General features: G+C 75.7%; 26 protein-coding genes and 1 tRNA gene. 21 read left to right on the forward strand and 6 right to left on the reverse strand.

Going from position 1 to position 26,585, the window contains the following annotated elements; genetic code table 11:
- On the forward strand, positions 1-600 hold the full coding sequence (locus BLQ97_RS17965) for an NUDIX domain-containing protein (RefSeq protein ID WP_091367414.1): 600 nt from the start codon (positions 1-3) through the stop codon (positions 598-600).
- A gap of 92 nt (positions 601-692) precedes the next feature.
- Here the strand turns inward: BLQ97_RS17965 and BLQ97_RS17970 are convergent, their stop codons facing one another.
- Together BLQ97_RS17970 and BLQ97_RS17975 are read right to left on the reverse strand one after the other, a co-directional pair.
- Positions 693-1,418 carry a hypothetical protein gene (locus tag BLQ97_RS17970; protein WP_139173743.1) on the reverse strand — a complete coding sequence of 242 codons (726 nt, stop codon included), beginning with the start codon at positions 1,416-1,418 and terminating at the stop codon, positions 693-695.
- 20 nt (positions 1,419-1,438) lie between these two features.
- Positions 1,439-2,098 carry a hypothetical protein gene (locus tag BLQ97_RS17975; protein WP_091367416.1) on the reverse strand — a complete coding sequence of 220 codons (660 nt, stop codon included), beginning with the start codon at positions 2,096-2,098 and terminating at the stop codon, positions 1,439-1,441.
- 171 nt (positions 2,099-2,269) lie between these two features.
- On the opposite strand from BLQ97_RS17975, the gene ald reads away from it, so the two are divergent.
- From ald to BLQ97_RS18015, 8 genes are all read left to right on the forward strand, one after another.
- Positions 2,270-3,385, forward strand: a complete 1,116-nt coding sequence (gene ald / locus BLQ97_RS17980) for an alanine dehydrogenase (protein ID WP_091367417.1) — start codon at positions 2,270-2,272, stop codon at positions 3,383-3,385.
- Positions 3,364-4,332 carry a site-specific tyrosine recombinase XerD gene (gene xerD, locus BLQ97_RS17985; RefSeq protein WP_175471811.1) on the forward strand — a complete coding sequence of 323 codons (969 nt, stop codon included), beginning with the start codon at positions 3,364-3,366 and terminating at the stop codon, positions 4,330-4,332. Before ald ends, xerD begins: the two co-directional genes overlap by 22 nt.
- 199 nt (positions 4,333-4,531) lie before the next feature.
- Complete coding sequence (locus BLQ97_RS17990; RefSeq protein ID WP_091367418.1) at positions 4,532-5,440, forward strand: ParA family protein; 909 nt, start codon at positions 4,532-4,534, stop codon at positions 5,438-5,440.
- Positions 5,437-5,949 (forward strand): hypothetical protein, encoded by a 513-nt coding sequence (locus BLQ97_RS17995; RefSeq protein ID WP_091367419.1) that lies wholly within the window; start codon positions 5,437-5,439, stop codon positions 5,947-5,949. The genes BLQ97_RS17990 and BLQ97_RS17995 overlap by 4 nt, the downstream gene beginning before the upstream one ends.
- 61 nt (positions 5,950-6,010) lie before the next feature.
- Entirely contained in the window at positions 6,011-6,868 is an 858-nt protein-coding gene (locus BLQ97_RS18000; RefSeq protein WP_245692417.1) for a segregation and condensation protein A, read from the forward strand.
- On the forward strand, positions 6,865-7,734 hold the full coding sequence (scpB, locus tag BLQ97_RS18005; RefSeq protein ID WP_217637255.1) for an SMC-Scp complex subunit ScpB: 870 nt from the start codon (positions 6,865-6,867) through the stop codon (positions 7,732-7,734). Before BLQ97_RS18000 ends, scpB begins: the two co-directional genes overlap by 4 nt.
- A 58-nt stretch (positions 7,735-7,792) precedes the next feature.
- On the forward strand, positions 7,793-8,641 hold the full coding sequence (locus BLQ97_RS18010) for a pseudouridine synthase (RefSeq protein ID WP_091367421.1): 849 nt from the start codon (positions 7,793-7,795) through the stop codon (positions 8,639-8,641).
- A 209-nt stretch (positions 8,642-8,850) separates the two neighbouring features.
- The gene (locus tag BLQ97_RS18015) at positions 8,851-9,723 is read left to right on the forward strand and encodes an endonuclease domain-containing protein (RefSeq protein ID WP_091367422.1); all 873 of its coding nucleotides are present in this window, start codon (positions 8,851-8,853) and stop codon (positions 9,721-9,723) included.
- Between the two features lie 53 nt (positions 9,724-9,776).
- Here BLQ97_RS18015 and BLQ97_RS18020 read toward each other — a convergent pair whose 3' ends face one another.
- Positions 9,777-10,994, reverse strand: a complete 1,218-nt coding sequence (locus BLQ97_RS18020) for an ROK family protein (protein ID WP_175471812.1) — start codon at positions 10,992-10,994, stop codon at positions 9,777-9,779.
- A 66-nt stretch (positions 10,995-11,060) separates the two neighbouring features.
- Between BLQ97_RS18020 and xylA the strand changes: the two genes are divergently transcribed.
- Genes xylA through BLQ97_RS18035 form a run of 3 tightly spaced genes read left to right on the forward strand, consistent with a single transcriptional unit; the run spans position 11,061 to position 14,567 of the window.
- A complete protein-coding gene (xylA, locus tag BLQ97_RS18025) occupies positions 11,061-12,251 on the forward strand; it encodes a xylose isomerase (protein ID WP_091367423.1) in 1,191 nt (396 codons plus the stop codon).
- A gap of 7 nt (positions 12,252-12,258) precedes the next feature.
- Positions 12,259-13,662 (forward strand): xylulokinase, encoded by a 1,404-nt coding sequence (gene xylB, locus BLQ97_RS18030; RefSeq protein WP_091367424.1) that lies wholly within the window; start codon positions 12,259-12,261, stop codon positions 13,660-13,662.
- Positions 13,659-14,567, forward strand: a complete 909-nt coding sequence (locus BLQ97_RS18035; protein WP_091367425.1) for an aldose 1-epimerase family protein — start codon at positions 13,659-13,661, stop codon at positions 14,565-14,567. Before xylB ends, BLQ97_RS18035 begins: the two co-directional genes overlap by 4 nt.
- Before the next feature lie 12 nt (positions 14,568-14,579).
- Here BLQ97_RS18035 and BLQ97_RS18040 read toward each other — a convergent pair whose 3' ends face one another.
- Positions 14,580-14,885, reverse strand: a complete 306-nt coding sequence (locus tag BLQ97_RS18040) for a hypothetical protein (protein ID WP_091367426.1) — start codon at positions 14,883-14,885, stop codon at positions 14,580-14,582.
- A gap of 159 nt (positions 14,886-15,044) precedes the next feature.
- Between BLQ97_RS18040 and aroH the strand changes: the two genes are divergently transcribed.
- From aroH to der, 3 genes are read left to right on the forward strand one after another with little or no spacing between them, the layout of a single operon-like run.
- Complete coding sequence (aroH, locus tag BLQ97_RS18045; protein WP_091367427.1) at positions 15,045-15,407, forward strand: chorismate mutase; 363 nt, start codon at positions 15,045-15,047, stop codon at positions 15,405-15,407.
- The gene (gene cmk / locus BLQ97_RS18050; protein WP_245692421.1) at positions 15,404-16,108 is read left to right on the forward strand and encodes a (d)CMP kinase; all 705 of its coding nucleotides are present in this window, start codon (positions 15,404-15,406) and stop codon (positions 16,106-16,108) included. Before aroH ends, cmk begins: the two co-directional genes overlap by 4 nt.
- Positions 16,105-17,448: a ribosome biogenesis GTPase Der gene (gene der, locus BLQ97_RS18055; RefSeq protein WP_091367429.1), complete on the forward strand. Its 1,344-nt coding sequence runs from the start codon at positions 16,105-16,107 to the stop codon at positions 17,446-17,448. Before cmk ends, der begins: the two co-directional genes overlap by 4 nt.
- A 19-nt stretch (positions 17,449-17,467) precedes the next feature.
- Here the strand turns inward: der and BLQ97_RS23445 are convergent, their stop codons facing one another.
- Positions 17,468-17,644 (reverse strand): hypothetical protein, encoded by a 177-nt coding sequence (locus BLQ97_RS23445; protein ID WP_169063827.1) that lies wholly within the window; start codon positions 17,642-17,644, stop codon positions 17,468-17,470.
- Positions 17,645-17,810: 166 nt separating this feature from the next.
- On the opposite strand from BLQ97_RS23445, the gene BLQ97_RS18060 reads away from it, so the two are divergent.
- The 6 genes from BLQ97_RS18060 to BLQ97_RS18085 all read left to right on the forward strand — a co-directional run bounded on the left by BLQ97_RS18060 (position 17,811) and on the right by BLQ97_RS18085 (position 24,604).
- Positions 17,811-19,235 (forward strand): cytochrome ubiquinol oxidase subunit I, encoded by a 1,425-nt coding sequence (locus tag BLQ97_RS18060; RefSeq protein ID WP_091367430.1) that lies wholly within the window; start codon positions 17,811-17,813, stop codon positions 19,233-19,235.
- 2 nt (positions 19,236-19,237) lie between these two features.
- Complete coding sequence (cydB, locus tag BLQ97_RS18065) at positions 19,238-20,272, forward strand: cytochrome d ubiquinol oxidase subunit II (RefSeq protein ID WP_091367431.1); 1,035 nt, start codon at positions 19,238-19,240, stop codon at positions 20,270-20,272.
- Positions 20,272-21,927 carry a thiol reductant ABC exporter subunit CydD gene (cydD, locus tag BLQ97_RS18070; protein WP_091367432.1) on the forward strand — a complete coding sequence of 552 codons (1,656 nt, stop codon included), beginning with the start codon at positions 20,272-20,274 and terminating at the stop codon, positions 21,925-21,927. Before cydB ends, cydD begins: the two co-directional genes overlap by 1 nt.
- Positions 21,924-23,573 (forward strand): thiol reductant ABC exporter subunit CydC, encoded by a 1,650-nt coding sequence (gene cydC, locus BLQ97_RS18075; RefSeq protein ID WP_091367433.1) that lies wholly within the window; start codon positions 21,924-21,926, stop codon positions 23,571-23,573. The genes cydD and cydC overlap by 4 nt, the downstream gene beginning before the upstream one ends.
- A complete protein-coding gene (locus BLQ97_RS18080; RefSeq protein WP_091367434.1) occupies positions 23,570-24,454 on the forward strand; it encodes an alpha/beta fold hydrolase in 885 nt (294 codons plus the stop codon). The genes cydC and BLQ97_RS18080 overlap by 4 nt, the downstream gene beginning before the upstream one ends.
- Before the next feature lie 76 nt (positions 24,455-24,530).
- Positions 24,531-24,604, forward strand: a tRNA-Pro gene (locus BLQ97_RS18085).
- A gap of 250 nt (positions 24,605-24,854) precedes the next feature.
- Here the strand turns inward: BLQ97_RS18085 and BLQ97_RS18090 are convergent.
- Complete coding sequence (locus BLQ97_RS18090) at positions 24,855-26,435, reverse strand: bifunctional shikimate kinase/3-dehydroquinate synthase (protein WP_091367435.1); 1,581 nt, start codon at positions 26,433-26,435, stop codon at positions 24,855-24,857.
- Between the last annotated feature and the right edge of the window lie 150 nt (positions 26,436-26,585).

Below are 26,585 nucleotides of genomic sequence, written 5' to 3' on the forward strand. Positions count from 1 at the left end.
GTGAGCGAGCCGGCCGCCGAGGGCGACTACCGGGTGCTGGGCACCGAGACCGTCTACGAGGGCCGGGTCATCACCCTCGTCCGCGACACCGTGGCGATGCCCGGCGGCGGGGACAGCGTCCGGGAGGTGGTGCGCCACCCGGGCGCCGTCGCCGTCGTCGCGCTCGACGACGAGGGGCAGGTCGTGCTGCTGCGGCAGTACCGGCACCCGGTGGGCGGCTACCTGTGGGAGCTGCCGGCCGGCCTGCGCGACGCCGACGGCGAGCCGCCGCTGGAGACCGCGAAGCGAGAGCTCGCCGAGGAGGTGCGGATGGCCGCCGAGCGGTGGTCGCTGCTCACCACGACGTTCTCCACCCCCGGCTTCTGCGACGAGCAGGTGCTGGTCTACCTCGCCGAGGGACTCTCCGACGTCGACCGGCCCGAGGGGTTCACCGTCGAGCACGAGGAGCTCGACATGACCGTGGAGCTCGTGCCGCTGGCCGAGGCGGTGCAGCGGGTGTTCGACGGCGCGATCCGCAACTCCGCCGCCGTCGTCGGGCTGCTCGCCGCCGCCCAGCACCGCGCCGCCGGCACGCGCCTGCGCCCCGTCGACGCCACCTAGCGGCCGCGCCCCCCCTCTGTCGAGATCACGTGATCTCGACGGGCCGACCGGCGTGTCGCGGTCGAGATCGCGCGATCTCGACGGGAGCCACCTCAGCCGATGACGACGGGGCTGGACCAGCCGACCTGCTCGTAGGCGGTCACCCCGGTGTCGGCGTCGAGCACGAGCTCCTCGAGCCAGAAGACGTAGGGGACGCCGCCGGTGAGGCCCGCCATCGTCGCGGTGACCTCGCCGCAGTCGCCGCGCTGGCCGACGGTCACCTGCGGCGGGGCCGGCTGCGGTCCGGACACCAGCTGCTGGCTGACCGCCGTCACCCGGTAGCCCTGCACCACCGCGCGGCCGTCGGCCTGCCAGCTCACCGTGGCCGACCCCGTCCCGGGGACCACGCCCGGGGGGACCTGCCGGAGGCTGCCGTAGCCGCCGCACTGCGCCGGCGGCGGGGTGGTCTCCAGCGGCACGCCGCGGGGCACCAGCGGGGTCGGCAGCTCGACCGCCAGCCGGCGCGGCACGGGGACGGCGAGCACCGGGGTGTCGACCACCGGGTCGGGTACGCCGGTGGACACCTGCGGGGACTCGACCACCGGCGCCGGCCGCGGCCCGTCGGCGGTGCCCGCGTTGCGGAACGGGGCCCACGACGCGGTGACCTGCGCGGCGACCTCGGTGGCCGGACCGGAGAGCACCACCAGCCCGACCGCCGTCGCGACCAGGGCCCGCCCGGCCACGCCGCCGGCCGAGGGGCCCGGGCGGCCCCGCCGCCGCGCCCGCGGCCGCCCGCGTCCCGTCCGTCCCACGCCCACCTCCCGGATCAGCAGGGGCATCGGCACGGACGGTGCCCGGCTCAACCCGAGCGCGACGGTGGTGTGGCGGTGGCGCCGGTGCCGGCGTCGGGGCCCGACCCGGGCAGCCGCAGCCCGAGACGGCCGGCCTCCAGCGCGGCCAGCGCCCGCACCGCCGCGGGGTCGCCGGCCCGCCACGCCGCGCCGGTGCCCGGCGGCAGCGCGGCCAGCCGGGGGAGCGGGGCGGTGGCCACCGCGCGTGCGGCCAGCAGCTCGAGGTCGGCCGGGCCGCCCGACATCCGCGCCACCGCCGAGGCCTCCCGCACCCAGCGCAGCCGCCACGGCAGCCACCGCGACACCAGCCACCCGACCGGCAGCACCACCAGCACGACGGCGAGCACCGTGGCCAGCGTGCCGACGGCGTCCTGCGCGGCCTGCCCGGCGCCGCTCACCGACCCCGCGGCCTCGCCCAGGGCGTCGAACGGCGAGGACAGCTCGTCGCCGACCACCGGCACGTCCTCCGCCGCCGACGCCGCCGAGCCCATGCTGTCGGCGACGGAGCTGCCGAGGTCCTCCACCGCCCGGCCGGGCTCGGCGAGCACCAGCACCGCGCCGTGCACCACCCGGGCCACGACCACCCACAGCACGAGCCAGCCGAGGACGCCGGCGTCGGCGAGGACCTGACCGAGGCGCCGGTCGGGCCGGGCGGCGTACAGGCGCATCCGGGTGCTCCTCCTCCGGGTGGGTGACCCCGGCCATGGTGCGGGCTCCGGCCGGTGGCGGCAGCGCGGGAGCTGGCTAGGGTCCCGGTGTGGGCTCCCTCACCCGGGAGCCGGACGACAGGTGCGGCGCCGACGACCTCGGCCCCGGCCGCGGAGACGGGAGCGGGATCGATGCACGTCGGAGTGCCCCGAGAGGTCAAGAACAGGGAGTACCGGGTGGCGCTGACCCCGGCCGGGGTCACCGAGCTGACCCGCGCCGGGCACACGGTGCTCGTCGAGCAGGGCGCGGGGGAGGGCAGCTCCATCCCCGACGGCGACTACGCCGCCGCCGGCGCGCGGATCGTCGGGTCCGCCGACGACGTGTGGGCCGACGCCGACCTGCTGCTCAAGGTCAAGGAGCCGATCGAGGAGGAGTACGGCCGGCTGCGCTCCGGGCAGACCCTGTTCACCTACCTGCACCTGGCCGCCTCCCGGCCCTGCACCGAGGCCCTGGTCGCCTCGGGCACCACCGCCATCGCCTACGAGACGGTGCAGACCGCCGGCGGCGCGCTGCCGCTGCTGGCGCCGATGAGCGAGGTGGCCGGGCGGATGGCCCCCCAGGTCGGCGCGCACTGCCTGGAGCGGGCGCACGGCGGCCGCGGGGTGCTGCTCGGCGGGGTGTCCGGCGTCTACGCGGCCAAGGTCGTCGTCATCGGCGCCGGGGTCTCGGGGATGAACGCGGCGGCGATCGCGCTGGGCATGCAGGCCGAGGTCGTCGTCCTCGACCGGGACATCGACAAGCTGCGCGCCGCCGACCGGATCTACCAGGGGCACCTGCAGACGGTGGCCTCCAACTCCTACGAGGTGGAGCGGGCGGTGCTCGACGCCGACCTGGTCATCGGCGCGGTGCTGGTGCCCGGCGCCAAGGCCCCGACGCTGGTGAGCAACGACCTGGTCAAGCGGATGAAGCCCGGGTCGGTGCTGGTGGACATCGCCGTCGACCAGGGCGGCTGCTTCGAGGACACCCGGCCCACGACACACGACGAGCCGACCTTCCGCGTGCACGAGTCGGTGTTCTACTGCGTGGCGAACATGCCCGGTGCCGTCCCGAACACCTCCACGCACGCCCTGACCAACGTGACGCTGCCCTACGTCATGGCCCTGGCCACCCAGGGGACGCGGGCGGCGGTCACCGCCGACCCGGCTCTGGCCCACGGGGTCAACGTCGTCGGCGGGCACGTGGTGCTGCCCGAGGTGGCGGACGCGCACGGGATGGACGCCGTGCCGTGGGAGGAGCTGCTGTCCTGACCGCCACCCTGCCGGGACCCCTCGTCGAGCGCGTGGTCACCGGCTACCTCGACCACCTCGCCGTCGAGCGGGGCCTGGCCGCCAACACCATCGCCTCCTACCGCCGCGACCTGCGCCGCTACACCCGGTTCCTCGCCGACGCGGGCGTGCGGGGGTTGTCGGAGGTGGCCGAGAGCGACGTCTCGGGGTTCCTGGCGGCGCTGCGCGCCGGGGACGACGAGCACCCGCCGCTGTCGGCTCCCTCGGCGGCGCGGGCGGTGGTCGCCGTCCGGGGGCTGCACCGCTTCGCGCTGCTCGACGGGCTGGTGCCCGGCGACGTCGCCGCCGAGGTCCGCCCGCCGGCGCCCCCGCGGCGGCTGCCCAAGGCGGTCCCGGTGGAGGACGTGGTCGCGCTCATCGAGGCCGCCGGCTCGCTGGAGGGGCCGCGCGGGCTGCGCGACCGGGCCCTGCTGGAGGTCCTCTACGGCACCGGGGCGCGCATCTCCGAGGCCGTGGGGCTGGCCGTCGACGACCTCGACCGCGGCCAGGCGGTGGTGCGGCTGGCCGGCAAGGGCGGCAAGCAGCGGATCGTGCCGGTGGGCAGCTACGCGCTGCGCGCCGTCGAGGAGTACCTGGTGCGCGCCCGGCCCGCGCTGGCGGCGTCCGGGAGGGGCGCGGTCCGCGGCGGGCGGCTGTTCCTCAACGCCCGCGGCGGGCCGCTGTCGCGGCAGAGCGCCTGGGCGATCCTGCGGACGGCGGCCGAGCGGGCGGGGGTCACCGCGGAGGTCTCCCCGCACACCCTGCGGCACTCCTTCGCCACCCACCTGCTCGACGGCGGCGCCGACGTCCGCGTGGTGCAGGAGCTCCTCGGCCACGCGTCGGTGACCACGACGCAGGTCTACACGCTGGTCACGGTCGACAAGCTGCGCGAGGTCTACGCCAGCAGCCACCCGCGTGCGCTCAGCTGACGACGGGACGCCCGGCCCGCTGGCAGCTGTTGCCCACGAGCATGGGTCTACCGGCGGGTAACGCGGGCAACACTCGCCAGCACCGGCGTGTCCTCCCGCCCGTCGCGCCGTTGCCTCCCTACCGTCGGGGACGACCCGAGCGGACAGGACGCTGCTCGCGCCGGCACGGCCGGCAGGGGAACGGGAGGAAGGGCGACTCATGGCGATCCGAGGGGACGTGGCCGGCCAGGCCCTCGCGCTCCCGGCCGAGAGCGGCACCGAGATGGGGGCCGCCGCCTCGAAGCTGGACCCGGCCCGCGCGCGGCAGCGCCGGCTGCCCGAGCCCCCACCGCTGGAGCGGCACGGCCCCGCGCGGGTGATCGCGATGTGCAACCAGAAGGGCGGCGTCGGCAAGACGACGTCGACGATCAACCTGGGCGCCTCGCTGGTCGAGTACGGCCGGCGCGTGCTGCTGGTCGACCTCGACCCGCAGGGTGCGCTGTCGGTCGGCCTCGGCGTCCCGGCCCAGCAGCTGGACCGCACCATCTACAACGCGCTCATGGAGCGGCGGACGACGCTGGCCGACGTCCGGGTGGGCACCGACGTGCCCGGCCTGGACCTGGTGCCCAGCAACATCGACCTGTCGGCCGCCGAGGTGCAGCTGGTCAGCGAGGTCGCCCGCGAGCAGACGCTGCTGCGCGCGCTGGCCGACGTCCGCGACGAGTACGACTACGTCCTCATCGACTGCCAGCCCTCGCTGGGCCTGCTCACGGTCAACGCGCTCACCGCGGCCGACGGCGTGGTCATCCCGCTGGAGTGCGAGTTCTTCTCGCTGCGCGGGGTGGCGCTGCTGGTCGACACGATCGACAAGGTCAAGGAGCGGCTCAACCCGTCGCTGGAGATCGACGGCATCCTCGCCACGATGTACGACTCCCGGACCGTGCACTGCCGGGAGGTGTTCAGCCGGGTGGTCGAGGCCTTCGGCGACACCGTCTTCCGGACGGTCATCCAGCGCACCGTGCGCTTCCCGGAGACCACCGTGGCCGGCCAGCCGATCACCACCTGGGCGCCGACCTCGTCGGGTGCGGCCGCCTACCGCGACCTGGCCAAGGAGGTCATCTCCCTGTGACACGTCGTCCGGTCCTGCCCGGTGCCGCCGAGCTGTTCCGGCGCACCGACGGGCCCGCCGGTGCCGAGGTCACCGAGCTGCCCGACCTGGCCGCGGCCAGCCGGTCACCGGCGCTGCGCGGGGCGGCCCGCCGAGCCGCCGAGCCCGAGCCGGCCGAGGAGCCGGCTCCCGGTACCGGCCTGACGCTGGTTCCCGGCGGCGCGTCGGCCGACCCGCTGGCCGCCTACCGGGCGCCCGGCGTCGCGGCGCCGTCCGCGCCCGGGGCCCGCACCCGCGGCAAGGCCGCCCGTCCCGCCGGCGGCGCCCGCCAGCGGCACGACGAGAAGATCACCGTCTACATCTCCGCCGAGGAGCTGCTCGCGCTGGAGAGCGCCCGGCTGTCGCTGCGCGCCGAGCACGGCGTGGCCGCCGACCGCGGCCGGATCGTGCGCGAGGCGATCGCCGTCCTGCTCGCCGACCTGGCCGACAACGGCGACACCTCGGTGCTGGTCCGCCGCCTCCGCGGCTAGGACCCGACACCCGCGCGCGGGTGCCGGGATCTGTCGGGGGTCGCACGTAGCCTTGCGGTCCGTGAACGGGAACGGACGGGCGGTGGCGACGGCGGAGCGTGTCGCCGACGACGCGCCGTCGACCCGCTTCACCGTCCGGCTCACCAACTTCGAGGGCCCGTTCGACCTGCTGCTGCAGCTGATCGGCCGGCACCAGCTCGACGTCACCGAGATCGCGCTGTCGGTGGTCACCGACGAGTTCATCGCCCACCTGCGGGCGCTCGGCGACGAGCTCGACCTCGACCAGGCCAGCGAGTTCCTCGTCGTCGCCGCCACGCTGCTCGACCTCAAGGCGGCCCGGTTGCTGCCGGCCGCCGAGGTCGACGACGAGGACGACCTCGAGCTGCTCGAGGCCCGCGACCTGCTCTTCGCCCGGCTGCTGCAGTACCGCGCCTACAAGCAGGCCGCGGCGTTCCTGCGCGAGCGGGAGACGGCCGCGGCCGGCCGGTACGCCCGCGAGGTGCCGCTGGAGCCGCGGTTCGCCGAGCTGGTGCCCGAGGTGCTGCTGGGCGTGACGCCCGAGCGCTTCGCCGCGCTGGCCGCGCGGGCGCTGGCGCCGAAGGAGCCGCCGACGGTCGGCGTCACGCACCTGCACGCGCCGCCGGTCAGCGTCGCCGAGCAGCTGCTGGCGCTGCGCGGTGCGCTGTTCGGCGCGGGCTCGCTGACCTTCCGGGCGCTGACCGGCGACTGCTCCTCGACGCTGGAGGTCGTGGCCCGCTTCCTCGCGCTGCTCGAGCTCTACCGGCAGCAGCGGGTCACCTTCACCCAGCCGACGCCGCTGGGGGAGCTGCACGTGCGCTGGACCGGCCCGGCCACCGTGGCCGCCGTCGGCGACCTCGGCGGCCCGGCTCCCCGGGACGACGAGCGGGCCGCCTCGTGAGCGGGCCGCAGGAGCCGCCGGAGCGGGCGCCGATCAGCTGGGAGGCGCTGGCCGCCGAGCTGGAGGCCACCCGCGAGACGTCCGCGGACCGGGCCGACGCCGACCCGGCCGTCTGGGACGCCGTCGCCGCCGAGCTCGCCGCCCGGGTGGCCGAGCGCCCGGCCGCGCCCGAGCCCGAGCCGCCGCCCCTGCCCGACGAGCCGCTGCCCGACGAGCCGCTGCCCGGGGAGTCCCTGCCCGACGAGCCGCTGGACGACGGGCCGCAGGCCGCCCTCTTCCCGCTGCCCGATGTCGAGGTCGACGTCAATGTCGACGTCGACCCGGTGGAGCTGCGCGGCGGGCTGGAGGCGCTGCTGTTCATCGCCGACGGGCCGGTGGAGGAGGCGACGCTGGCCGCGGCGCTGCGGGTCCCGCCCGCCCGCGTGCGCGCCGCGCTGGCCGACCTGGCCGCCGAGCACGACGCCCGCCGGTCGGGGGTCACCCTGCGCCGGGTGGGGGAGGGCTGGCGGTTCTACACCCGCGAGGAGTTCGCGCCGGTGGTCGAGCGGCACCTGGCCGAGGGCCAGCGCACCCGGCTCACCCAGGCGGCGCTGGAGACGCTCGCCGTCATCGCCTACCGGCAGCCGGTGACCCGCGCGCGGGTGTCGGCGATCCGCGGGGTCGGCGTCGACGGCGTCATGCGCACCCTGCTGGCGCGCGGCCTGGTGACCGAGGTGGGCACCGACCCCGACAGCGGCGGCGGCCTCTACGGCACCACGCCGCTGTTCCTCGAGCGGCTGGGGCTGACCGGCCTCGACGAGCTCCCGCCGCTCGCACCGCTGCTGCCCGACGCCGCCGCGGTCGCGCGGGAGACCGCGGAGGGCTGAGTCCCGCCCGTCGTCCGCCGGTCCGGCACCGTCCGCCGGGGTGGGAGACTGGACGGCGATGGACACCGCAGCGCACCCCGACGACCTCCCCGGCACCCCCGGCGGTGAGGGCTGGTCGGAGGACATGGAGCTCGCGCCGGCCCACCCCGGCGACCGCGAGCCCGCCCCCGTTACCGAGGACCGCCAGGGGGAGCGGCTGCAGAAGGTGCTCGCCCGCGCCGGCGTCGGCTCCCGCCGCGTCTGCGAGGAGATGATCGACCGCGGCCGGATCAGCGTGAACGGCGCGACCGTCACGGTGCAGGGCATGCGGGTCGACCCCGCGACGGACAAGATCGCCGTCGACGGCCGCCGGATCGAGCTGCGCGACGACCGGGTCACCTACGCGCTCAACAAGCCCCCGGGCGTGCTCACCGCGATGAGCGACGACCGCGACCGGCCCACGATCGGCGACATGGTCGGCGACCTCGCGCCCGGGCTGGTGCACGTCGGCCGGCTCGACCAGGACACCGAGGGCCTGCTGCTGGTCACCAACGACGGCGAGCTCGCCCACCGGCTGGCCCACCCGTCCTACGGGGTGAAGAAGACCTACCTCGCGCAGGTGTCGGGCTCGGTGTCGCGCGAGGTGCACCGCCGGCTGCGTGCGGGCATCGAGCTCGACGACGGACCGGTGAAGGTCGACTCGTTCCGGGTGGTGGACACCCACGCCGGCCAGTCGGTGGTCGAGGTGGTGCTGCACGAGGGCCGCAAGCACATCGTGCGCCGGCTGCTGGCCGCCGCGGGCCTGCCGGTGTCGCGGCTGACCCGCACCGCGGTCGGCCCGGTCTCGCTGCAGCGGATGCGCAGCGGCTCGATCCGGCGGCTCACCCGCCAGGAGGTCGGGGCGCTCGAGGAGCTCGTCGGCCTGTAGGGCGCGGTGGCCCCTCGTCCCTGATCTCCCGCCGCCCGATCTCCCCGTGATCATCGGCGGGTGGTGGTTCCCGGCGGCGTGTCGGGCGACCACGCGCCGATGATCACGGCGGCCCACACGGCGGGGGAAGCGTGTCCACAGGGCCGGCGCCCGTCCACCGTCGTCCGCCGGCCGGCCGCCGCGGGCCCGGCCGCCCGCAGCGTGGCCGGGTGTCCCTCCCTCCCACCCACACCGCCGCCTCCGCCCGCGCCGCCGGGATCACCCGCGCCCGGCTCCGCGGCCCCGGGTACGTGCGCCTGGCGCACGACCTCGTCGTCCGGCTCGACGACGCCGTCGACGACCGCGAGCGGCTCGCCCTGCTCGCCGGCCTGCTGCCCGCCGACGCCGCGTACAGCCACGGCACCGCGGCCGCCCTCCTCGGGGCGCACGTCGACCTGCCCGCGCGCGCCCACGTCGCGCTGACCCCGCGCCGGGTGCTCCCGCAGCGCGCCGAGTTCGCCGTCCACGCCCGCCGGCTCACCGCGGACGACGTCGTCGTGCACCGCGGGCTGCGGGTGACGTCCGGGCCGCAGACCTGGCTCGACCTCGCCGAGCACCTGCCACCGCACGAGCTGGTGGCGGTGGGCGACGCGCTGGCGCGCCGGGGTCACCTGGCCCCCGCGGCGCTCGCCGGGCGCCTGGAGCGGGCCACCCGCGTCCGGGGCGTGGTCCGCGCCCGGCGGTGCGCGCCGCTGCTGACGCCGGCGTCGATGTCCCGGCCGGAGAGCCTGGTGCGGTACTGGCTGGTTACCAGCGACCTGCCCGACCCGGAGCCGCAGGTCGAGGTGCGGAACGGCCGCGGCCGCGTCGTCGCGCACGGCGACCTCGGCTACCCGCGGTGGCGGGTGGTCATCGAGTACGAGGGCCGCCAGCACGCCGAGGCGGAGCAGTTCGGCCGGGACGTCGACCGCTACTCGCTGATGGCCGCCGACGGGTGGCTGGTGCTGCGTTTCGCCGCCCGCCACGTGGAGTCGCCCACGGTGGTCGTCGAGCGCACGCGCCGGGCACTCACCGGCCGGGGCTGGCGTCCCGGCGCGCCGTGATCACCGGCTGGTGGCGGTCCGACACGCCGACGGCGACCGCCACCCGACGATGATCACGGCGGCGGTGACTCGGCCGCGGCCAGCCAACGGGCGGGCTCGGCGACGACGGCGTCGAGCGCGCGCAGGGCGGCACCCGTGGCGCCGGCCGCCGGGGCCCCGGCCGCGGCCACCACGCGCGGCCGGCGCCAGCGCGCCGACAGCACCCGCCGGGCCAGGTCCTCCTCCAGCCGGGGACGCACCAGGTCGGCGAGCTCGCCGAGCGACCCGCCGAGGACGACGGTCGGCACGTCGAGCACGTTGAGCACCCCGGCCAGCGCGACGCCCAGCGCCCACGCGGCGCGCTCGACCGCCGCCCGCGCGGCCCGGTCGCCGTCGGCCACCCGCCGGGCCAGCTCGCGCGGGCCGGCGTCGCGGGGGAGGCCCGCGGCGGCCAGCAGGGCGTCGCGCCCGGCGTACTGCTCGAGGCAGCCGGTCGACCCGCAGCGGCAGGCCGGCCCGTCGGGGTCGACGCACACGTGGCCCACCTCGCCGGCCCAGCCCGAGCTCCCGGACACCACCCGGCCGCCCATGACGGTCGCTCCACCGACGCCGATCTGCCCGGAGAGGTAGACGAAGTCCCGGTGCGGGCCGGGCCGGGCGGGCGCGGTCTCGGCGACCGTGCGCGCGGCCAGGTCGGCCTCGTTGCCGAGGACGAGCTCCACGGGCAGCGGCGGGGTGAGCAGCGCGGCCGGGCGGACGTCGGACCAGCCCAGGTTCGGCGCCCGCAGCAGCAGCCCGCCCTCCACGTCGACGATGCCCGGCAGGGCCAGGCCCGCGCCGGCCAGCCGCGCGCCGCCGGGGAGCTCCCCGAGCAGGGCGGCGGCGAGGTCGCCGAGCCGGGCCAGGGTCGGCCCCGGGTCGCTGGCCCGCAGGTCACCGGGCTCGACCCGCTCGGCCACCACCCGCCCGCGCAGGTCGAGCACGCGCGCCGCCAGCAGCCCGGCGTCGGCCTGCAGCCCGAGCGCGACCACCCGCGCACCGGGGGCCAGCGGCGTCGCCGGGCGGCCGCGCCGGCCCGAGGGGGCCTGCTCCACCTCGTCGAGCAGGCCCCCGGCGACCAGGTCGTCGACCAGGCGCGCGGCCGTGGCCCGGGTGGTCCCGGTGGCCGCGGCGACGTCGGCCCGCGACGGCGGCTCGCCCGCGGCGCACACGGTGCGCAGCACGAGGGCCAGGTTGCCGCTGCGCAACGACGCCTGGCGGGCCACGCTGGCCCCGGGCCGGATCGTCGTCACCCCTTGAGGCTAGCCGGGTCGGCGGTTTATGTTCTACGGCAATACAAACCCGATGGAGGGATCCCCATGAGCACTCCGCAGCCCACCCGCGAGGACAAGTTCACCTTCGGCCTCTGGACGGTCGGCTGGCCGGGCCGCGACCCGTTCGGCGAGGCCTCCCGCTCCGCCGTCGACGTCGTCGAGTCGGTGCACCGGCTGGCCGAGATGGGGGCCTACGGCGTCACCTTCCACGACGACGACGTCGTCCCGTTCGGCAGCGACGCCACCGCGCGCGACGAGCACCTCAAGCGCTTCCGTGCCGCGCTCGACGAGACCGGCCTGGTCGTGCCGATGGTCACGACCAACCTGTTCACCCACCCGGTGTTCAAGGAGGGCGGCCTGACCGCCAACGACCGCGAGGTGCGCCGCTACGCGATGCGCAAGGTCATGCGCAACATGGACCTCGCCGCCGAGCTGGGCGCGCAGACCTACGTGCTGTGGGGCGGCCGCGAGGGCACCGAGGTCGACACCGCCAAGGACCTGCTCGCCGCGCTGGACCGCTACGCCGAGGCGATCGACACCCTGGCGGCCTACTCCGAGGCCCGCGGCTACGGCCTGCGCTTCGCGCTGGAGCCCAAGCCCAACGAGCCCCGCGGCGACATCTTCCTGCCCACCGTCGGGCACGCCATCGCCTTCATCTCCAAGCTCGAGCACGCCCACCTCGTCGGCATCAACCCCGAGACCGGCCACGAGCAGATGTCGAACCTGAACTTCACCCACGGCATCGCCGAGGCGATCTGGCTGGGCAAGCTCTTCCACATCGACCTCAACGGCCAGCACGGGCCCAAGTTCGACCAGGACCTGGTCTTCGGCCACGGCGACCTGCTGCAGGCCTTCAGCACCGTCGACCTGCTCGAGAACGGCGGCCCGCAGGGCGGCCCGTCCTACGACGGACCGCGGCACTTCGACTACAAGCCGCTGCGCACCGAGGACATGGACGGCGTGTGGCGCTCGGCCGAGGCCAACATGCGCACCTACCTGCTGCTCAAGGAGCGGGCCGCGGCCTTCCGCGCCGACCCCGAGGTGCAGGAGGCGCTGGCGGCGGCCCGCGTCCCCGAGCTGCGGCAGCCGACCCTCGCCGAGGGCGAGACCTTCGAGGACCTGCTGGCCGACCGCTCGGCGTTCGAGGAGTTCGACGCCGACACCGTCGCCCAGCGGGGCGCCGGCGTCGTCCGCGTCGACCAGCTGATGCTCGAGCACCTGCTCGGCGCCCGCTGAGCCGGTCATGACACTGGTGGCCGGGGTCGACTCGTCGACCCAGTCGTGCAAGGTCGTGGTGCGGGACGCCGGCAGCGGCGCCCTGGTCCGGGAGGGCCGGGCGCCGCACCCGGAGGGCACCGAGGTCGACCCGGCTGCCTGGGAGGCGGCGCTGCGGACGGCGGTCGCCGAGGCCGGTGGCCTCGACGACGTCGCCGCGGTGGCCGTCGGCGGGCAGCAGCACGGGATGGTCTGCCTCGACGAGGACGGCCGGGTCGTGCGCGACGCCCTGCTGTGGAACGACACCCGCTCCGCGCAGGCGGCCACCGACCTGACCGCCGAGCTCGGCGGCCCGCAGGCCTGGGCCGACGCCGTCGGCCTGGTGCCCGTGGCCTCCTTCACCGTGACCAAGCTGCGCTGGCTGGCCGAGGCCGAGCCGGACAACGCGGCGCGGACGGCGGCGGTCTGCCTGCCGCACGACTGGCTCACCTGGCAGCTGGCCGGCACCCCGGGCCTCGACGCCCTGGTCACCGACCGCGGGGACGCCAGCGGCACCGGCTACTGGTCACCGGCGCAGGAGGCCTACCGGCCCGACCTGCTCGAGCGGGCGTTCGGCCGCACCCCGGTGCTGCCGCGGGTGCTCGGTCCCGCCGAGCGGGCCGGGACGGTCGCCGGCGGCGGCGCGGTGCTCGGTCCCGGCACCGGCGACAACGCGGCCGCGGCGCTGGGCATCAGCGCCGAGCCCGGCGACGTCGTGTTGTCCATCGGCACCTCCGGCGTGGTCTCCACCGTGTCCACCACGCCGAGCGCCGACCCGTCGGGCACGGTGGCCGGGTTCGCCGACGCCACCGGCAACTTCCTGCCGCTGGTGGTCACGCTGAACGCCGCCCGGGTGCTCGACGCCACCGCGCGGCTGCTCGGCGTCGACCACGCGGAGCTGTCCCGGCTGGCGCTCAGCGCGCCGGCCGGGGCCGGCGGCCTGGTGCTGGTGCCCTACCTGGAGGGCGAGCGGACGCCGGACCGGCCGCACGCCACCGGGGCGGTGCACGGGCTGACCCTGACCACCTCGACCCCGGCCCACCTGGCGCGCGCCGCCGTCGAGGGGCTGCTGTGCGGCCTGGCCGACGGGCTGGAGGCCATCGCCGCCCAGGGCAACCCGGTGCGCCGGGTGCTGCTGGTCGGCGGCGGCGCCCGCTCGGAGGCCGTCCGCCGGCTCGCGCCCGCCGTCCTCGGCGTGCCGGTCCTGGTGCCGCCGCCGGGGGAGTACGTCGCCGACGGCGCCGCCCGGCAGGCCGCCTGGGTGCTGGCCGGCGGCGACACGCCGCCGGTGTGGCCGGCCACCAGCACCGAGACCTACGAGGCCGACCCGGTCCCCGCCGTCCGCGAGCGCTACGCCGAGGTCCGCGACCTCACCGCGGAGCGCCGGCGGTGAACCCCTCGGGGGAGCAGCACGTGCTGCGGTCCGGGGACGCCGAGGCCGTCGTCGTCGAGGTGGGTGCCGGGCTGCGTGGCTACCAGGCCGGCGGCCGCGACGTCGTCGACGGGTACGGGCCGCACGAGATGGCGCCCGACTGCCGCGGGCAGGTCCTCGCGCCCTGGCCGAACCGGCTCGGCGACGGCGTCTGGTCGTGGGACGGCGCCCGGCACGTCACCCCGGTCACCGAGCCCGAGCGCGGAACGGCGCTGCACGGGCTGGTGCGCTGGGCCCCCTGGCGGGTGCTCGCCCGCGCCGCCGACGCCGTCGTCCTGGAGCACGTGCTCTTCCCGCAGCCGGGCTACCCGTTCGTGCTGCGGCTGCAGGTGGGCTACGAGCTCAGCGACGCCGGCCTGCGGGTGACCACGACCGCGACCAACGAGGGCGACGCCGACCTGCCCTACGGCGAGGGCCACCACCCCTACCTCGCCTCGCCGGGCGGCCGGCTCGACGGCGACCTGCTCACCGTGCCGGCCGCGACCCGCGTCGTCCCCGACGAGCGGCTGCTGCCCACGGGCACCGCGCCGGTCGACGGGACGCCCTACGACCTGCGGGCCGGCGCGCCGCTGGGCGACCTCGTGCTCGACGACTGCCTCACCGACCTCTCCCGCGACGCCAACGGGGTCGCCGAGGTGCGGCTGACCGACGCCGAGGGCCGCGGCGCCGCGCTGTGGCTGGACGCCTCCTACCGCTGGCTGCAGCTGTTCAGCGGCGACGTGCTGGCCGACACCGGGCGTCGCCGGCGCGGCCTGGCCGTGGAGCCGATGACCTGCCCGCCGGACGCCTTCCGCACCGGCGTGGGCGTCCGCCGGCTGGGGCCCGGGGAGTCGACGACGTCGACCTGGGGCATCCGCCCGCTCTGACGTCCCCGGCCCTCACCCGGCGCCGCGGCCGGCCGGTCGGGCGACGGCGGTGAGCAGCGCGCGGGCGTCGTCGGTGAGCGTCGTCGTCCCCAGGTCCACGTCCAGGTGCCGGTGGCCGAGCTGCCGGAGCGCGGCGACGACCCGGCACAGCGCCTCCGCGCCCACCTCGTCCAGGTGACCGCGGACGCGGACCGTGCCGGCGGCGCGGTCGGTCCGCACGGTGCACAGTGGCCGCCCCGGGCTGGTCCGGTCCGCGGGGGTCCCGGTGTCGCCGGAGCGGCGGGCGGTGGCCCGGCCGTGGGCCTCGTCTCGACTCACCCCGTTACCGTGACGAATCCGTCCGGAACTGCGTAGGGCCCTAGGTCCCGGTGTCGCCGCGGCCGGCCGCAGCTGCCACGGGGAGGCGGGTGGCGCGGGGTACCTAGACTCGACCGGGCACCCCAGGAACGGGAGCCGGGACCGACCGAGGAGGGTGCAGTGGCCGTACGGGCCATCCGGGGCGCGACACAGGTGGACGCCGACGACCGCGACCAGGTGCTCGAGGCCACCCGCGAGCTGGTGAGCACGGTGGTGGAGCGCAACGGTCTCGACGCCGAGGACATCATCAGCATCCTGTTCACCGCGACCCCCGACCTGGTGTCGGAGTTCCCCGCGCTCGCCGCCCGCGAGCTGGGCATGGGCGACGTGCCGCTGATGTGCGCCACCGAGATCGGCGTCCCGCACGCGCTGCCCCGGGTGCTGCGGCTCATGGCGCACGTGGAGACCGACCGGCCGCGCACCGAGATCCAGCACGTGTACCTGCGGGGTGCGGTGGCGCTGCGACGGGACATCGCCCAGTGAGCGAAGCGGTGAGCGAGCGCGCGTTCCGGGGGCAGGTGACCCTCGACGGGCCGTCGGGGACGGGGAAGTCCAGCGTCGCGCGGGCGGTCGCGGCCCGGCTGGGCGCGGCCTACCTCGACACCGGCGCGATGTACCGGGCGGCCACCGTCGCCGTCCTCGACGCCGGGGTCGACCCGGAGGACGGCGAGGCCGTGGCCCGGGTGGTGGCCGGCGCGCGCATCGAGGTCGGCACGGACGCCGGCACCGAGCGGGTGGCGGTCGACGGCACCGACGTCGCCGAGCGCATCCGCGGCGCCGAGGTGACCCGCACCGTCTCGGCGGTCTCGGCGGTGCCCGCGGTGCGCCGCCGGCTGGTGGACCAGCAGCGCGGGCTCGTGGCCGCGGCCGACGCCGTCGTCGTCGAGGGGCGCGACATCGGCACCGTGGTGCTGCCCGACGCGACGGTGAAGGTGTACCTGACCGCGGCGCCGGAGGCGCGGGCGCAGCGGCGGGCCGCCCAGCTGGGCCTGACCACGCCCGGCGAGATCGCCGAGCTGGCCGCCGACCTCCGCCGCCGCGACGAGTACGACAGCAGCCGCGCGGACAGTCCGCTGCGGCCGGCCGCCGACGCGGTGGTCGTCGACAGCACCGACCTCGGTCGGGAACAGGTGGTGGACCGCGTGGTGGAGCTGGCCCGCTCGGCAGTGGAGGTGCGGTCGTGACCGAGGAGGGCACCGGCGGCCCGCTGCCGGTGGTGGCGATCGTCGGCCGGCCCAACGTGGGCAAGTCGACGCTGGTCAACCGGATCCTGGGCCGCCGCGCGGCGGTGGTGCAGGACGTGCCGGGGGTGACCCGCGACCGCATCTCCTACGAGGCGCTGTGGAACGGCCGGCGGTTCACCGTCACCGACACCGGCGGCTGGGACCCCAGGGCGGAGGGGCTGGGCGCGTCGATCAGCCGGCAGGCCGAGCACGCGATGCGCACCGCCGACGTCATCGTGCTCGTCGTCGACAGCACCGTCGGCGCCACCGACACCGACCTGGCCGCCGCGCGGATCCTGCGCCGCAGCGAGCAGCCGGTCATCGTCGTCGCCAACAAGGTCGACGACGAGCGCAGCGAGGCCAACGCCGCCGAGCTGTGGTCGCTGGGCCTCGGCGAGCCGCAGCCGGTGAGCGCGCTGCACGGCCGGGGCTCCGGCGACCTGCTCGACCTGGTGCTCGACGCGCTGCCGGAGGCGCCGCGCGGCGAGGCGGAGGAGGGCGGCCCGCGGCGGGTGGCGCTGGTGGGGCGGCCCAACGTGGGCAAGTCCAGCCTGCTCAACCGGCTGGCCCGGGAGGAGCGCTCGGTCGTCGACTCGGTGGCCGGCACGACCGTGGACCCGGTCGACTCGATCATCACCCTGGGCGGCGAGGAGTGGCGGTTCGTCGACACCGCCGGGCTGCGCCGCAAGGTGAACACCGCCAGCGGCACCGAGTACTACGCCAGCCTGCGCACCGAGGCCGCGATCCAGGCCGCCGAGGTGGCCATCGTGCTGCTCGCCGCCGACGAGGTGATCAGCGAGCAGGACCAGCGGGTGATCACCCAGGTGGTCGAGGCCGGCCGCGCGCTGGTCATCGCGATCAACAAGTGGGACACCCTCGACGAGGACCGGCACGCCCAGCTGGAGAAGGAGGTCGAGCGCGACCTCGCCCGGGTGCGCTGGGCCTCGCGGGTCAACATCTCGGCGGCCAGCGGCCGCGGCGTCGGCCGGCTCGCCGACCACCTGCGCGCCGCGCTCGCCTCGTGGGAGACCCGCGTGCCGACGGCGGAGCTCAACGCCTACGTGCGCCAGCTGGTGCAGGAGACGCCGCCTCCCGCCCGCGGTGGCCGCGCGCCGAAGATCAAGTACGTCACGCAGGCCGACGTCCGGCCGCCCCGGTTCGTCGTCTTCTCCACCGGCTTCCTCGAGGCCGGCTACCGGCGCTTCCTGGAGCGCAAGCTGCGCGAGCGGTTCGGCTTCGCCGGGACGCCGCTCGACATCTCGGTGAAGGTCCGGGAGGGGCGCGAGCGCCCCCGCGGCTGAGCCGGGCCGCCGTCGCCGGTCAGGTCCGCGGCGGCGGCACCGGCTCCTCGATGCGGTCCCAGCTGTGGTGGCTGTAGAGCGTCTTGTTGCCCCGGGTGTCGTAGACGACGAGGTGCCCGGTGGCGGTGAAGCTGAAGCGGGCGCCGTCCTCGTAACGGATCACCTCGCCGTCGGCGCGGTGCAGGTCGAAGGCCATCCCGGGAGCCTGGCACGGCGGCGGCCGGGCGGCCCGCCGCCCGACCGCGGAGCCCGCGCCCGCTCGCGGTGCAACTCAGCTAGTTGCGTGCAACCCTGAGGGCGCCCGGCCGCCCGCGCCAGACCCGCGCCCCTCCGGACGGGCTCCCGGACGAGGTGGTGCGCACGTGGACGTGGTCGAGCTCAGTCGGTTCCAGTTCGCCTCGACCAGCATCTTCCACTTCTTCTTCGTCTCGCTGACCGTCGGGCTGGCGTTCCTCATCGCAGTCATGGAGACGCTCGCCTACACGCGCTCGCACCGGCGCGCGGTCTACGAGAAGATGACCAACTTCTTCGGTCACCTGTTCCTCATCAACTTCGCCGTCGGCGTGGTGACCGGGATCGTGCAGGAGTTCCAGTTCGGGATGAACTGGAGCGAGTACTCCGACTTCGTCGGCAACATCTTCGGCGTCCCGCTGGCGCTCGAGGTGCTCATGGCGTTCTTCCTGGAGAGCACCTTCATCGGGCTGTGGTGGTTCGGCAAGGACCGGCTCCGGCCGTGGATGCGGCTGGGCAGCATCTGGCTGGTCGCCATCGGCACCCAGATCAGCGCGTTCTGGATCGTGCTGGCCAACGCCTGGATGCACCACCCGGTGGGCTACGAGATCGTCGAGGGCCAGGCCCGGCTCACCGACTTCGCCGCCGTCGTCTTCAACTACAAGGCCTGGCTGTACTTCGCCCACGTGCAGGGCAGCGCCTGGGTGGTCGCCGGGTTCTTCGTCCTGGGCATCAGCGCCTTCCACCTGCTGCGCCGGCAGGACACCGACGTCTACTCCCGGTCGCTGCGCGTCGGGCTGGTGTTCGCCGCCATCGGCACGGTGTTCTCCATCGTCAGCGGGCACACCGAGGCGCAGGTCGCGCGCGAGGACCAGCCGATGAAGTTCGCCGCGATGGAGGCCCAGTGGGAGACGTCGGACTCGCCGGCCCCCTGGTCGCTGGTGGCGGTCATCGACGAGGAGGAGCAGCGCAACTCGTTCAACGTCGAGATCCCGATCGTCGGGTCGGTGCTGGCCTACAACAGCCTCGAGGGCCGCTACGAGGGGCTGATCCCGCTCAACGAGCAGTACCAGGAGCTCTACGGGGAGGGCGACTACATCCCGCCGGTCACCTGGGTGTACTGGTCGTTCCGGATCATGGTCGCCATCGGCTCGCTGCTGCTGGCGACGGCGTTCCTCGGGCTGTTCCTCTGGTGGCGGCGCAAGCACGGCCTCGACACCACCCGCTGGTACCTGCGGGCGCTGGTCCTGTTCATCCCGCTGCCCTGGATCGCCAACTTCACCGGTTGGATCGTCACCGAGATGGGCCGCCAGCCGTTCATGGTCTACGGCGAGCTCACCGTCACCGAGGGCGTCAGCCCGAACTCGGCCGGTGAGGTGCTCGCCGGCCTGATCGGGCTGTGGGCGGTGTACCTGGCGCTGATCGGGCTGGACGTCTACCTGCTCAGCGTCACCGCCCGCGCCGGCATCCACCGCAAGCCCGAGGCGCAGCTGGTCGCCGCACCCGCGCCGGACTACGAGGGCGTCGGGCTGCAGGGGTACGAGAGGAGGAACTGACGGTGGACCTGGTCACCCTGTGGTTCTGGCTGATCGCGCTCACCTTCACCCTCTACTTCTTCCTCGAGGGCTTCGACTTCGGCGTCGACATCCTGCGGCCCACGCTGGCCCGCACGGAGCCCGAGGAGCGGGCGCTCACCGGCACCATCGGGCCGTTCTGGGACGGCAACGAGGTGTGGGTGATCGCCGCCGCCGGGCTGATGTTCTCCACCTTCCCGGTCTGGTACGGCGCGGTGTTCAGCGGCATGTACCCGCTGTTCGTCGCGATCCTGCTGGCGCTGCTGCTGCGCGGGGTCTCCTTCGAGTACCGCAACCAGGTCGACAGCCAGCGCTGGCGCTCCTTCTGGGACTGGATGTCCTTCGCCGGCAGCGTCGTCCCCTCGTTCCTGTGGGGCGTCATCATGGCCAAGCTCATCGAGGGCATGCCGGTGGGCCGCGAGGGGCGGGTGCAGGGCGGGCTGCTGGAGATGTTCACGCCGTTCTCGCTGCTCGGCGGGGTCACCACGCTGCTGCTGTTCATGCTGCACGGCGCCAACTTCCTGCTGCTGCGCCTGCACACCGACACCGTGCTCTACGACCGCGCGCGCAAGGCCGCGCTGCGGTGGGGGGCGCTGGCCACGGTCGCCGTCGTCGGGTTCGTCGTCATGGGCTACGTGACCGAGGGCCTGTTCGAGAGCTTCGGCGTGCTGCCCTGGTTCTTCCCGGTCGCGGCGTTCCTGACCCTGGCCAGCATCTGGCTGGCGCTGTCGCTGCGCCGCGACACCCTGGCCTTCACGATGAGCGGCCTGACCATCCTGTTCGCCACCGTGACGGTGTTCATCGCGCTGTTCACCCGCGGCGAGGTGCTGCCCTCCACGCTCGACCCCGACTTCGGCCTCACGCTGGAGGAGACGGCCAGCCAGCACTACACGCTGGTGCTGATGACCTGGGTGGGCGGGATCTTCCTGCCCCTGATCATCGGCTACCAGATCTGGAACTACTACGTCTTCCGCGAGCGGGTCCGGCCCGACGAGGGCTCGCTCACGCACGGCTACTGATGCCCCGGGGTCCGGCCGGGCGGCTGCTCCTCGTGCCCGGCGTCCGCCGCTCGGCGGTGCTCTGCGCGGTCGCCGGCGTGCTCACCTGGGCGCTGCTGGTCGTGCAGTGGGCGCTGGTCGCCGCCTTCGTCGCCGCGGTCGTCGACGGCGCGGACCCCGCGGCGCTCGCCGGCACCCTCGGCGGGGTGGGAGCCGCCTGGCTGGCGCGGGCCGGGGTACTCGCCGTCCGCGACCGGGCGGTCGAGCGCACCTCGGCGCGGGTCCGCCGCGGGCTGCGCGCGGCGCTGCTGCGCACGCTCGTCGCCCTCGGCCCCGCCCACGCCGGCGCGCAGCGGGACGGCGAGCTGGTCACCACGGTCACCGAGGGCGTGGGACGGCTCGACGGCGTCGTCGGCCGGCTGCTGCCCGGGACGACGGCGGCCGCCGTCGTCCCGCCGCTGGTGGCCGCGACCGTGCTGGTGCTCGACCCCGCGTCGGCGCTGGTCCTGCTCGTCACCGGCCCGCTGGTGCTGCTGTTCCTGTGGCTCACCGGCACGCTGGCCGCCCGCGCCGCGCGCGCCCAGTGGGAGACGCTGGCCCGGCTGGGCGCCTCGCTGGCCGACACGCTGCGGGTGCTGCCCACCCTCGTCGCCTACGGGCGGGCGCGGTCGAGCGCGCGCTGGCTCACCGACGTCAGCGAGGCCCACCGGGTGAGCACGATGCGGGTGCTGCGCACCGCGTTCCTGTCCGGCTTCGTGCTCGAGTTCGGCGCGGTGCTGTGCACGGCGCTGGTGGCGGTCACCGTGGGCGTGCGGCTGTTCGAGGGCCAGCTCACCCTGCAGCGGGCGCTGCTGGTGCTGCTGCTCACCCCGGAGTTCTTCGCGCCGCTGCGCGCCCTGGGCGCCGACCGGCACGCGAGCCTGGAGGGGCAGCCGGCCGCCGAGCGGGTGTTCGCGCTGCTCGACACCCCCGAGCCGGCCCGGGGCAGCCGCCCGGTGCCGGCCGGTGTGCCGCACGTGGCGCTGCGCGGCGTCACCCTGCGGTACGGCGACCGGGCCGCCCTCGACGGCGTCGACCTCGACCTGCCCCCGGGGTCGCGGACGGCGCTGGTCGGCCCGAGCGGCGCGGGCAAGACCACCCTGGTGCGGCTGCTGCTGGGCCTCGCCGTCCCCGGCGAGGGCGCCGTGCTCGTCGACGGCGTGCCGCTGACCGAGCTCGACCCGGCCGCCTGGCGGGCCCGGGTGGCGCACGTGCCCGAGCGGCCGTTCCTGCTGCCGGGCAGCGTCGCCGACAACGTGCGGCTGGGCCGGCCGGACGCCACCGGCGCCGAGGTGGAGGAGGCGCTGGCGCGGGCCGGGCTGAGCGACGTGGTGCACCGGCTGCCGCGGGGGACCGCGACGCCGCTGGGTGAGGACGCCGCCCGGCTGTCCGGCGGCGAGCGGGTGCGGCTGGCGCTGGCCCGCGCGCTGGTCAAGGACGCCGCGCTGCTGGTGCTCGACGAGCCCACCGGGCAGCTCGACGCGGTCACCGAGCGGGCGGTGCTGGTCGCGCTCGACGAGGCCGCGGTGGGGCGGACCGTCGTCACCGTCACCCACCGGGCCGCCCCGCTCGCGCTGCACGACCGGGTCGTGGCGCTGGCCGACGGTGCCCTCGCGGCCCCGGTGGTGTCCCGGTGAGCGAGTTGCTCGCGCTGGTGCGCGGCCCGCGGACGGTGCTGGCCGTCGTCCTCGGCGCGCTCACCGTGCTCTGCGGCGCGGGCCTGCTGGCGACGTCCGGGGCGCTGATCACCGGCGCGTCGCTGCGGCCCTCGACGCTGCTGGTGCTCATGCCGCTGATCACCGGGGTGCGGTTCTTCGGCGTGGCCCGCGCCGCGCTGCGCTACGCCGAGCGGCTGGTCACCCACGACGTCACCCTGCGGCTGGTGGCCCGGGTGCGCGGGCGGCTGCTGGCGCGGCTGACCCCGCTGGCGCCGGCCGCGCTCAGCGGCGCGCGCGGCGGGGAGCTGCTGTCGCGGGTGCGCACCGACGTCGACGAGCTGCAGGGCGTGGTCGCCCGGCTGGTGGTGCCCACCGGGCTGGCCGCGCTCGCCGGCGGGGTGGCGGTCGGGTGCACCGCGCTGGTCTCGCCGGCCACCGCGCTGGTGCTCGCCGCGCTGCTGCTGGTGCTCGGCGTGGCCGTCCCGGCCCTGGCGGCGCGGGCGGGGCGGCGCGCGGCGGTCGCGGCCGCGCGCGCCGACGCCGACGTCGCGGCCGACACCCTCGACCTGCTCCGCGGCCTGACCGACCACCTCACCGGCGACGGCGGGGCGACGGCGCTGCGCGCGCTGGACGCCCACCTCGACCGGCAGGAGGAGGCCGAGCGGGCCGCCGCCCGGCTGGCCGCGGTGACCACGCTGTGCCGGGAGGGCGTGCCCGGGCTCGGCCTGGTCGCGGCGCTGTGGCTGGTCGCGGCCGACGTCGCCGCCGGCAGCACCGGCGTGCTGCTGCTGGCGGCGTGCGCGCTCGGGGTGCTCGGGGCGTTCGAGGCCGTCGGCGGGCTGGGCGTGGCGTGGAGCGTCGCCGGCGGCATCCGCGCGGCCGCCGGCCGGGTGCGGGCGCTGGGGGAGCAGCGGCCCGCGGTGACCGAACCGGAGGTGCCGCTGTCCCTGCCGGTCTCGTCCTCGCTGGTGTTCGACGCCGTGACGCTGCGGTACCCGGGTGCCGTGGAGGACGCCGTCGCGGGGCTGGACCTCGCCCTGCCCGACGGCGCCAAGGTCGCGCTGACCGGGCGCAGCGGCGCGGGCAAGAGCACGGTGCTGGACCTGGCGCTGCGCGCGCGGGACCCCGACGCCGGCCGGGTCACCCTCGGCGGCACCGACCTCCGCGACCTGCCGCTGGACGGCGTGCGGTCGAGGCTGGCCTGGGCCGCGCAGGCGCCGCAGCTGCTCGGCGGCACGCTGGCCGGCAACCTGCGCCTGGGCCGGCACGACGCCACCGACGCCGAGCTGCTCGCCGTCCTCGACGACGTCGGGCTCGGGCACCTGGCCGCCGCACCCGGGCTGGACGGCTGGGTGGGGGAGGCCGGCGAGCGGCTGTCGGCCGGCGAGCGCGCACGGGTCGGGCTGGCCCGCGCTCTGCTCAGCCCGGCCGACGTGCTGCTCCTCGACGAGCCGACCGCGCACCTGGACCCCGCGCTGTCGGCCCGCGTGCTCGACCTGCTCGCCTGCGACCCCCGCGCCGTGCTGCTGGTGACGCACGACGCCGCGTCGCTCGACGGGCGGTGGCGGGTGGTCGCCCTCGGCACCGATGAGTCCCGGCCGCACGCGGCGTCTACCCGCGCATGACCGCACCGCAGACGCACACGATCGAGACGGTCGGCGCCGTCGTCACCTACGACGTCCGGCCCGGCACCGGCGACGGGCCGTCGCTGCTGCTCATCGGCTCCCCGATGGCCGCGTCCGGCTTCGTCTCGCTGGCGGCGCACTTCCCCGACCGCACGGTGGTCACCTACGACCCCCGCGGCGCCGAGCGCAGCCGCCGCACCGACGGCGCGGCGGTGTCGACGCCGGAGGAGCACGCCGACGACCTGGCGCGGGTCGTCGGCGCGGTCGGCGGCGGTCCGGTGGACGTGCTGGCCAGCAGCGGGGGAGCGGTCAACGCGCTGGTGCTGGTGGCCCGGCACCCGGAGCTGGTGCGCACCCTGGTGGCGCACGAGCCGCCGGCGTCGCAGCTGCTCCCCGACCGGGAGGCCGCGCTGGCCGCCTGCCGGCACGTGCACGAGACCTACCTGCGCAGCGGGTTCGGCGCCGGGATGGCGGAGTTCGTCCGGTTGGTGATGCACCAGGGGCCGCTGACGGAGGACTTCGGCCGGCAGTCGGCCGCCGACCCCGCCGCGTTCGGTCTGCCCGCCGGCGACGACGGGTCCCGCGACGACGTGCTGCTCGCGCAGAACCTGATCTCGTGCAACGCGCACGAGCACGACGTCGCCGCGCTCCGGGCCGCGTCGACGCGGATCGTGCCCGCGGTGGGCGAGGGCTCGGCCGGGCAGCTCGCGCACCGCGGCGGCCTCGCCGTGGGCGCGGCGCTGGGCGTCGAGCCGGTCGTGTTCCCCGGCGACCACGGCAGCTTCCTCGACTCGCCCTACGGCCCGCCCGCGGACGTCGCGGCGTTCGCCGCCCGGCTGCGCGAGGTGCTGGCCGGCGACCGGATCCCGGCGCGCGGCTGACCACCGGGCTTGGTGCGTTCCCGGGTGCGGTAACCTGCTCCACGCAGCGATCGGGCGGTGCGAGCCGCCCGGCGCTCGGGCTGTAGCGCAGCTTGGTAGCGCACTTGACTGGGGGTCAAGGGGTCGCAGGTTCAAATCCTGTCAGCCCGACAGCGGGAAACCGCAGCTCAGGGGCCGTGTCCGGAGAGATCCGGAACGGCCCCTGACGGCTTGTCGGGACGGTGTGACCACCATCCTGGTCACCGTCAGCCGACCCTGAGCTGGCCACGACGGACTGCGGCGGGCGCCGCGTCGAGGCCCGCGGCGGCTCCGTGTGGCCGGTCCGGCGGTGACGGAGAGATGGGCCGCTCGGTGTCGTAGCGCGGTGGGCTACCGGTCGAAGGCGTCGCCGCTTCGCGCGTCAGCGCCTCGCCAGGTCGTCCAGCACGTCCGCCAGCATGTCGGTCGAGGCGGTGACCCCCGTCTCGGCTCGGCCCAAGCCGTTGAGGACGACGAAGCGGACCCCGTGCCGGTACTTCTTGTCCCGCAGCCACGCACGTTGCATGGCTTCCAGGTCGAAGTGCCCCGAGGTCGGCAGGCCCAGCCTGGACAGGAGGTGCCGGTGCCGGTCGACCACGTCGTCGCCAACGCGTCCCTGGCGGCGGGCGAGATGGGCGGCGGCCATCATGCCCAGCGACACCGACTGACCCTGGTCCTCCTGTTGCCCTGTCACCAGATCCATCGCGTGACCGAAGGTGTGGCCGTAGTTGAGGACGATCCGCTCCGCCGTCGCGCGCTCGTCCCGACTGACGATGTCGGCCTTGATCTCGACACTGCGGCTGACGAGCTGGTGCACAGCGTCGACGTCGGCTGAACAGGCGCCTTCGGATGATTCTTCGAGAACGTGGAGCAGGTCGCTCCGGCTGATCAGCGCGTGTTTGGCGATCTCGGACAATCCGGCTCGGAAGCCACGCTCCACGTTGGCACATGCGGTGGTGACGTCGGCGATGACGACCGTGGGTTGGTGGATCGTCCCCATGAGATTGCGCCCCTGGGGCATGTTGATCGCGTTCTTGCCACCGATGGCGGAATCGGCCTGGGCGACGAGCGTGGTGGGCACCAGGGCCAGTCGGGTGCCTCTGTTGAAGGTGGCGGCGACGAATCCGGCGAGGTCGCAGACCGGCTCCCCGCCCACAGCCACGACCAGGTCGTTCGTGTGCAGCGCGACGTCGGCCAACTGATCGGCGACATACCCGACCGCGGCGAGATCCTTGTCCGCCTCCGTGTCCGGAACCGGCACTCGTGTGACCGAGATGCCCTGGGCGGTGACGCTTGCGGCCACGCGGTCGGCCGTGCTCGTGTCCCGATCGGATTCCACGATGACCGCCTGCTCGATGTCCGTCGAGGTGGGCAACAAGGTGCCCGCCAGGTCGAGCAGTTGCCTGCCGACATGCGCGTAGTAGGTGCCGCCGACGGGAGTCACGAGGATGTTGGAGGTCCCCGGTGGAGTGCTGGGCAGGCGGGTGAGCTCCCTCAGGACGTCCAGGGCGACGGCGTCGGGACGGCGTCCGTTCGTGTCCACCTGTATCGCTGCGACCTCGGCATAGGCCTGCAGGCGCCTTGAGTAGGTCTGGTCGAGATCGGCGCGCTGCAGCATGGGGCGGAACAGGTCCTGGTGGACTCTCGACAGGGCCTCGTCGTAGTCGACCCGTAGGTACACGACGGTGGTCTTGCGCAGGATGGCTCGTGTCCGCGGATCCCCCAGGGCGCCGCCGCCGAGCGCCAGGACCGCGTCGGAGCCACGGACCAACTCGTTGATCGACCGGTGCTCGATCTCCCGGAAGTGCTCTTCTCCCTCAGCGGCGAAGACGTCGACGATGCTGCGGCCGAGTTGCTGCTCGATGTAGACGTCGCTGTCGACGAAGGGCGTGCCCAGCCGCTCGGCCAGGACGTGCCCGACCGTCGTCTTGCCCGCTCCCATGAAACCGACCAGCACGATCATCGCCACACCTGGCAGTTTGACGCAGCGACACCAGCGCGGATCACTGCTTCTCCAGCATCAGCGGTGGGTCATCCCCGGCCGACGTGCGACATCCGCGTGGCGAGCACGGTCGTGCTCGCCACGTCCACGTCGAGGGCGACCCCGCCGCGT

The organism is Geodermatophilus telluris, from assembly GCF_900102745.1.
Classification (GTDB): Bacteria; Actinomycetota; Actinomycetes; order Mycobacteriales; family Geodermatophilaceae; genus Geodermatophilus; species Geodermatophilus telluris.

What these genes read in the sequence shown, in the direction of transcription:
- xylB (WP_091367424.1), top strand. Translation starts at nt 12,259, where the DNA reads ATGACACTGGTGGCCGGGGTCGACTCGTCGACCCAGTCGTGCAAGGTC.
- BLQ97_RS17970 (WP_139173743.1), bottom strand. Translation starts at nt 1,418, where the DNA reads ATGCCCCTGCTGATCCGGGAGGTGGGCGTGGGACGGACGGGACGCGGG.
- BLQ97_RS18010 (WP_091367421.1), top strand. Translation starts at nt 7,793, where the DNA reads ATGGACACCGCAGCGCACCCCGACGACCTCCCCGGCACCCCCGGCGGT.
- BLQ97_RS17990 (WP_091367418.1), top strand. Translation starts at nt 4,532, where the DNA reads ATGGCGATCCGAGGGGACGTGGCCGGCCAGGCCCTCGCGCTCCCGGCC.
- cydD (WP_091367432.1), top strand. Translation starts at nt 20,272, where the DNA reads ATGCCCCGGGGTCCGGCCGGGCGGCTGCTCCTCGTGCCCGGCGTCCGC.
- xylA (WP_091367423.1), top strand. Translation starts at nt 11,061, where the DNA reads ATGAGCACTCCGCAGCCCACCCGCGAGGACAAGTTCACCTTCGGCCTC.
- ald (WP_091367417.1), top strand. Translation starts at nt 2,270, where the DNA reads ATGCACGTCGGAGTGCCCCGAGAGGTCAAGAACAGGGAGTACCGGGTG.
- BLQ97_RS18080 (WP_091367434.1), top strand. Translation starts at nt 23,570, where the DNA reads ATGACCGCACCGCAGACGCACACGATCGAGACGGTCGGCGCCGTCGTC.
- BLQ97_RS18090 (WP_091367435.1), bottom strand. Translation starts at nt 26,435, where the DNA reads ATGATCGTGCTGGTCGGTTTCATGGGAGCGGGCAAGACGACGGTCGGG.
- BLQ97_RS17975 (WP_091367416.1), bottom strand. Translation starts at nt 2,098, where the DNA reads ATGCGCCTGTACGCCGCCCGGCCCGACCGGCGCCTCGGTCAGGTCCTC.
- BLQ97_RS23445 (WP_169063827.1), bottom strand. Translation starts at nt 17,644, where the DNA reads ATGGCCTTCGACCTGCACCGCGCCGACGGCGAGGTGATCCGTTACGAG.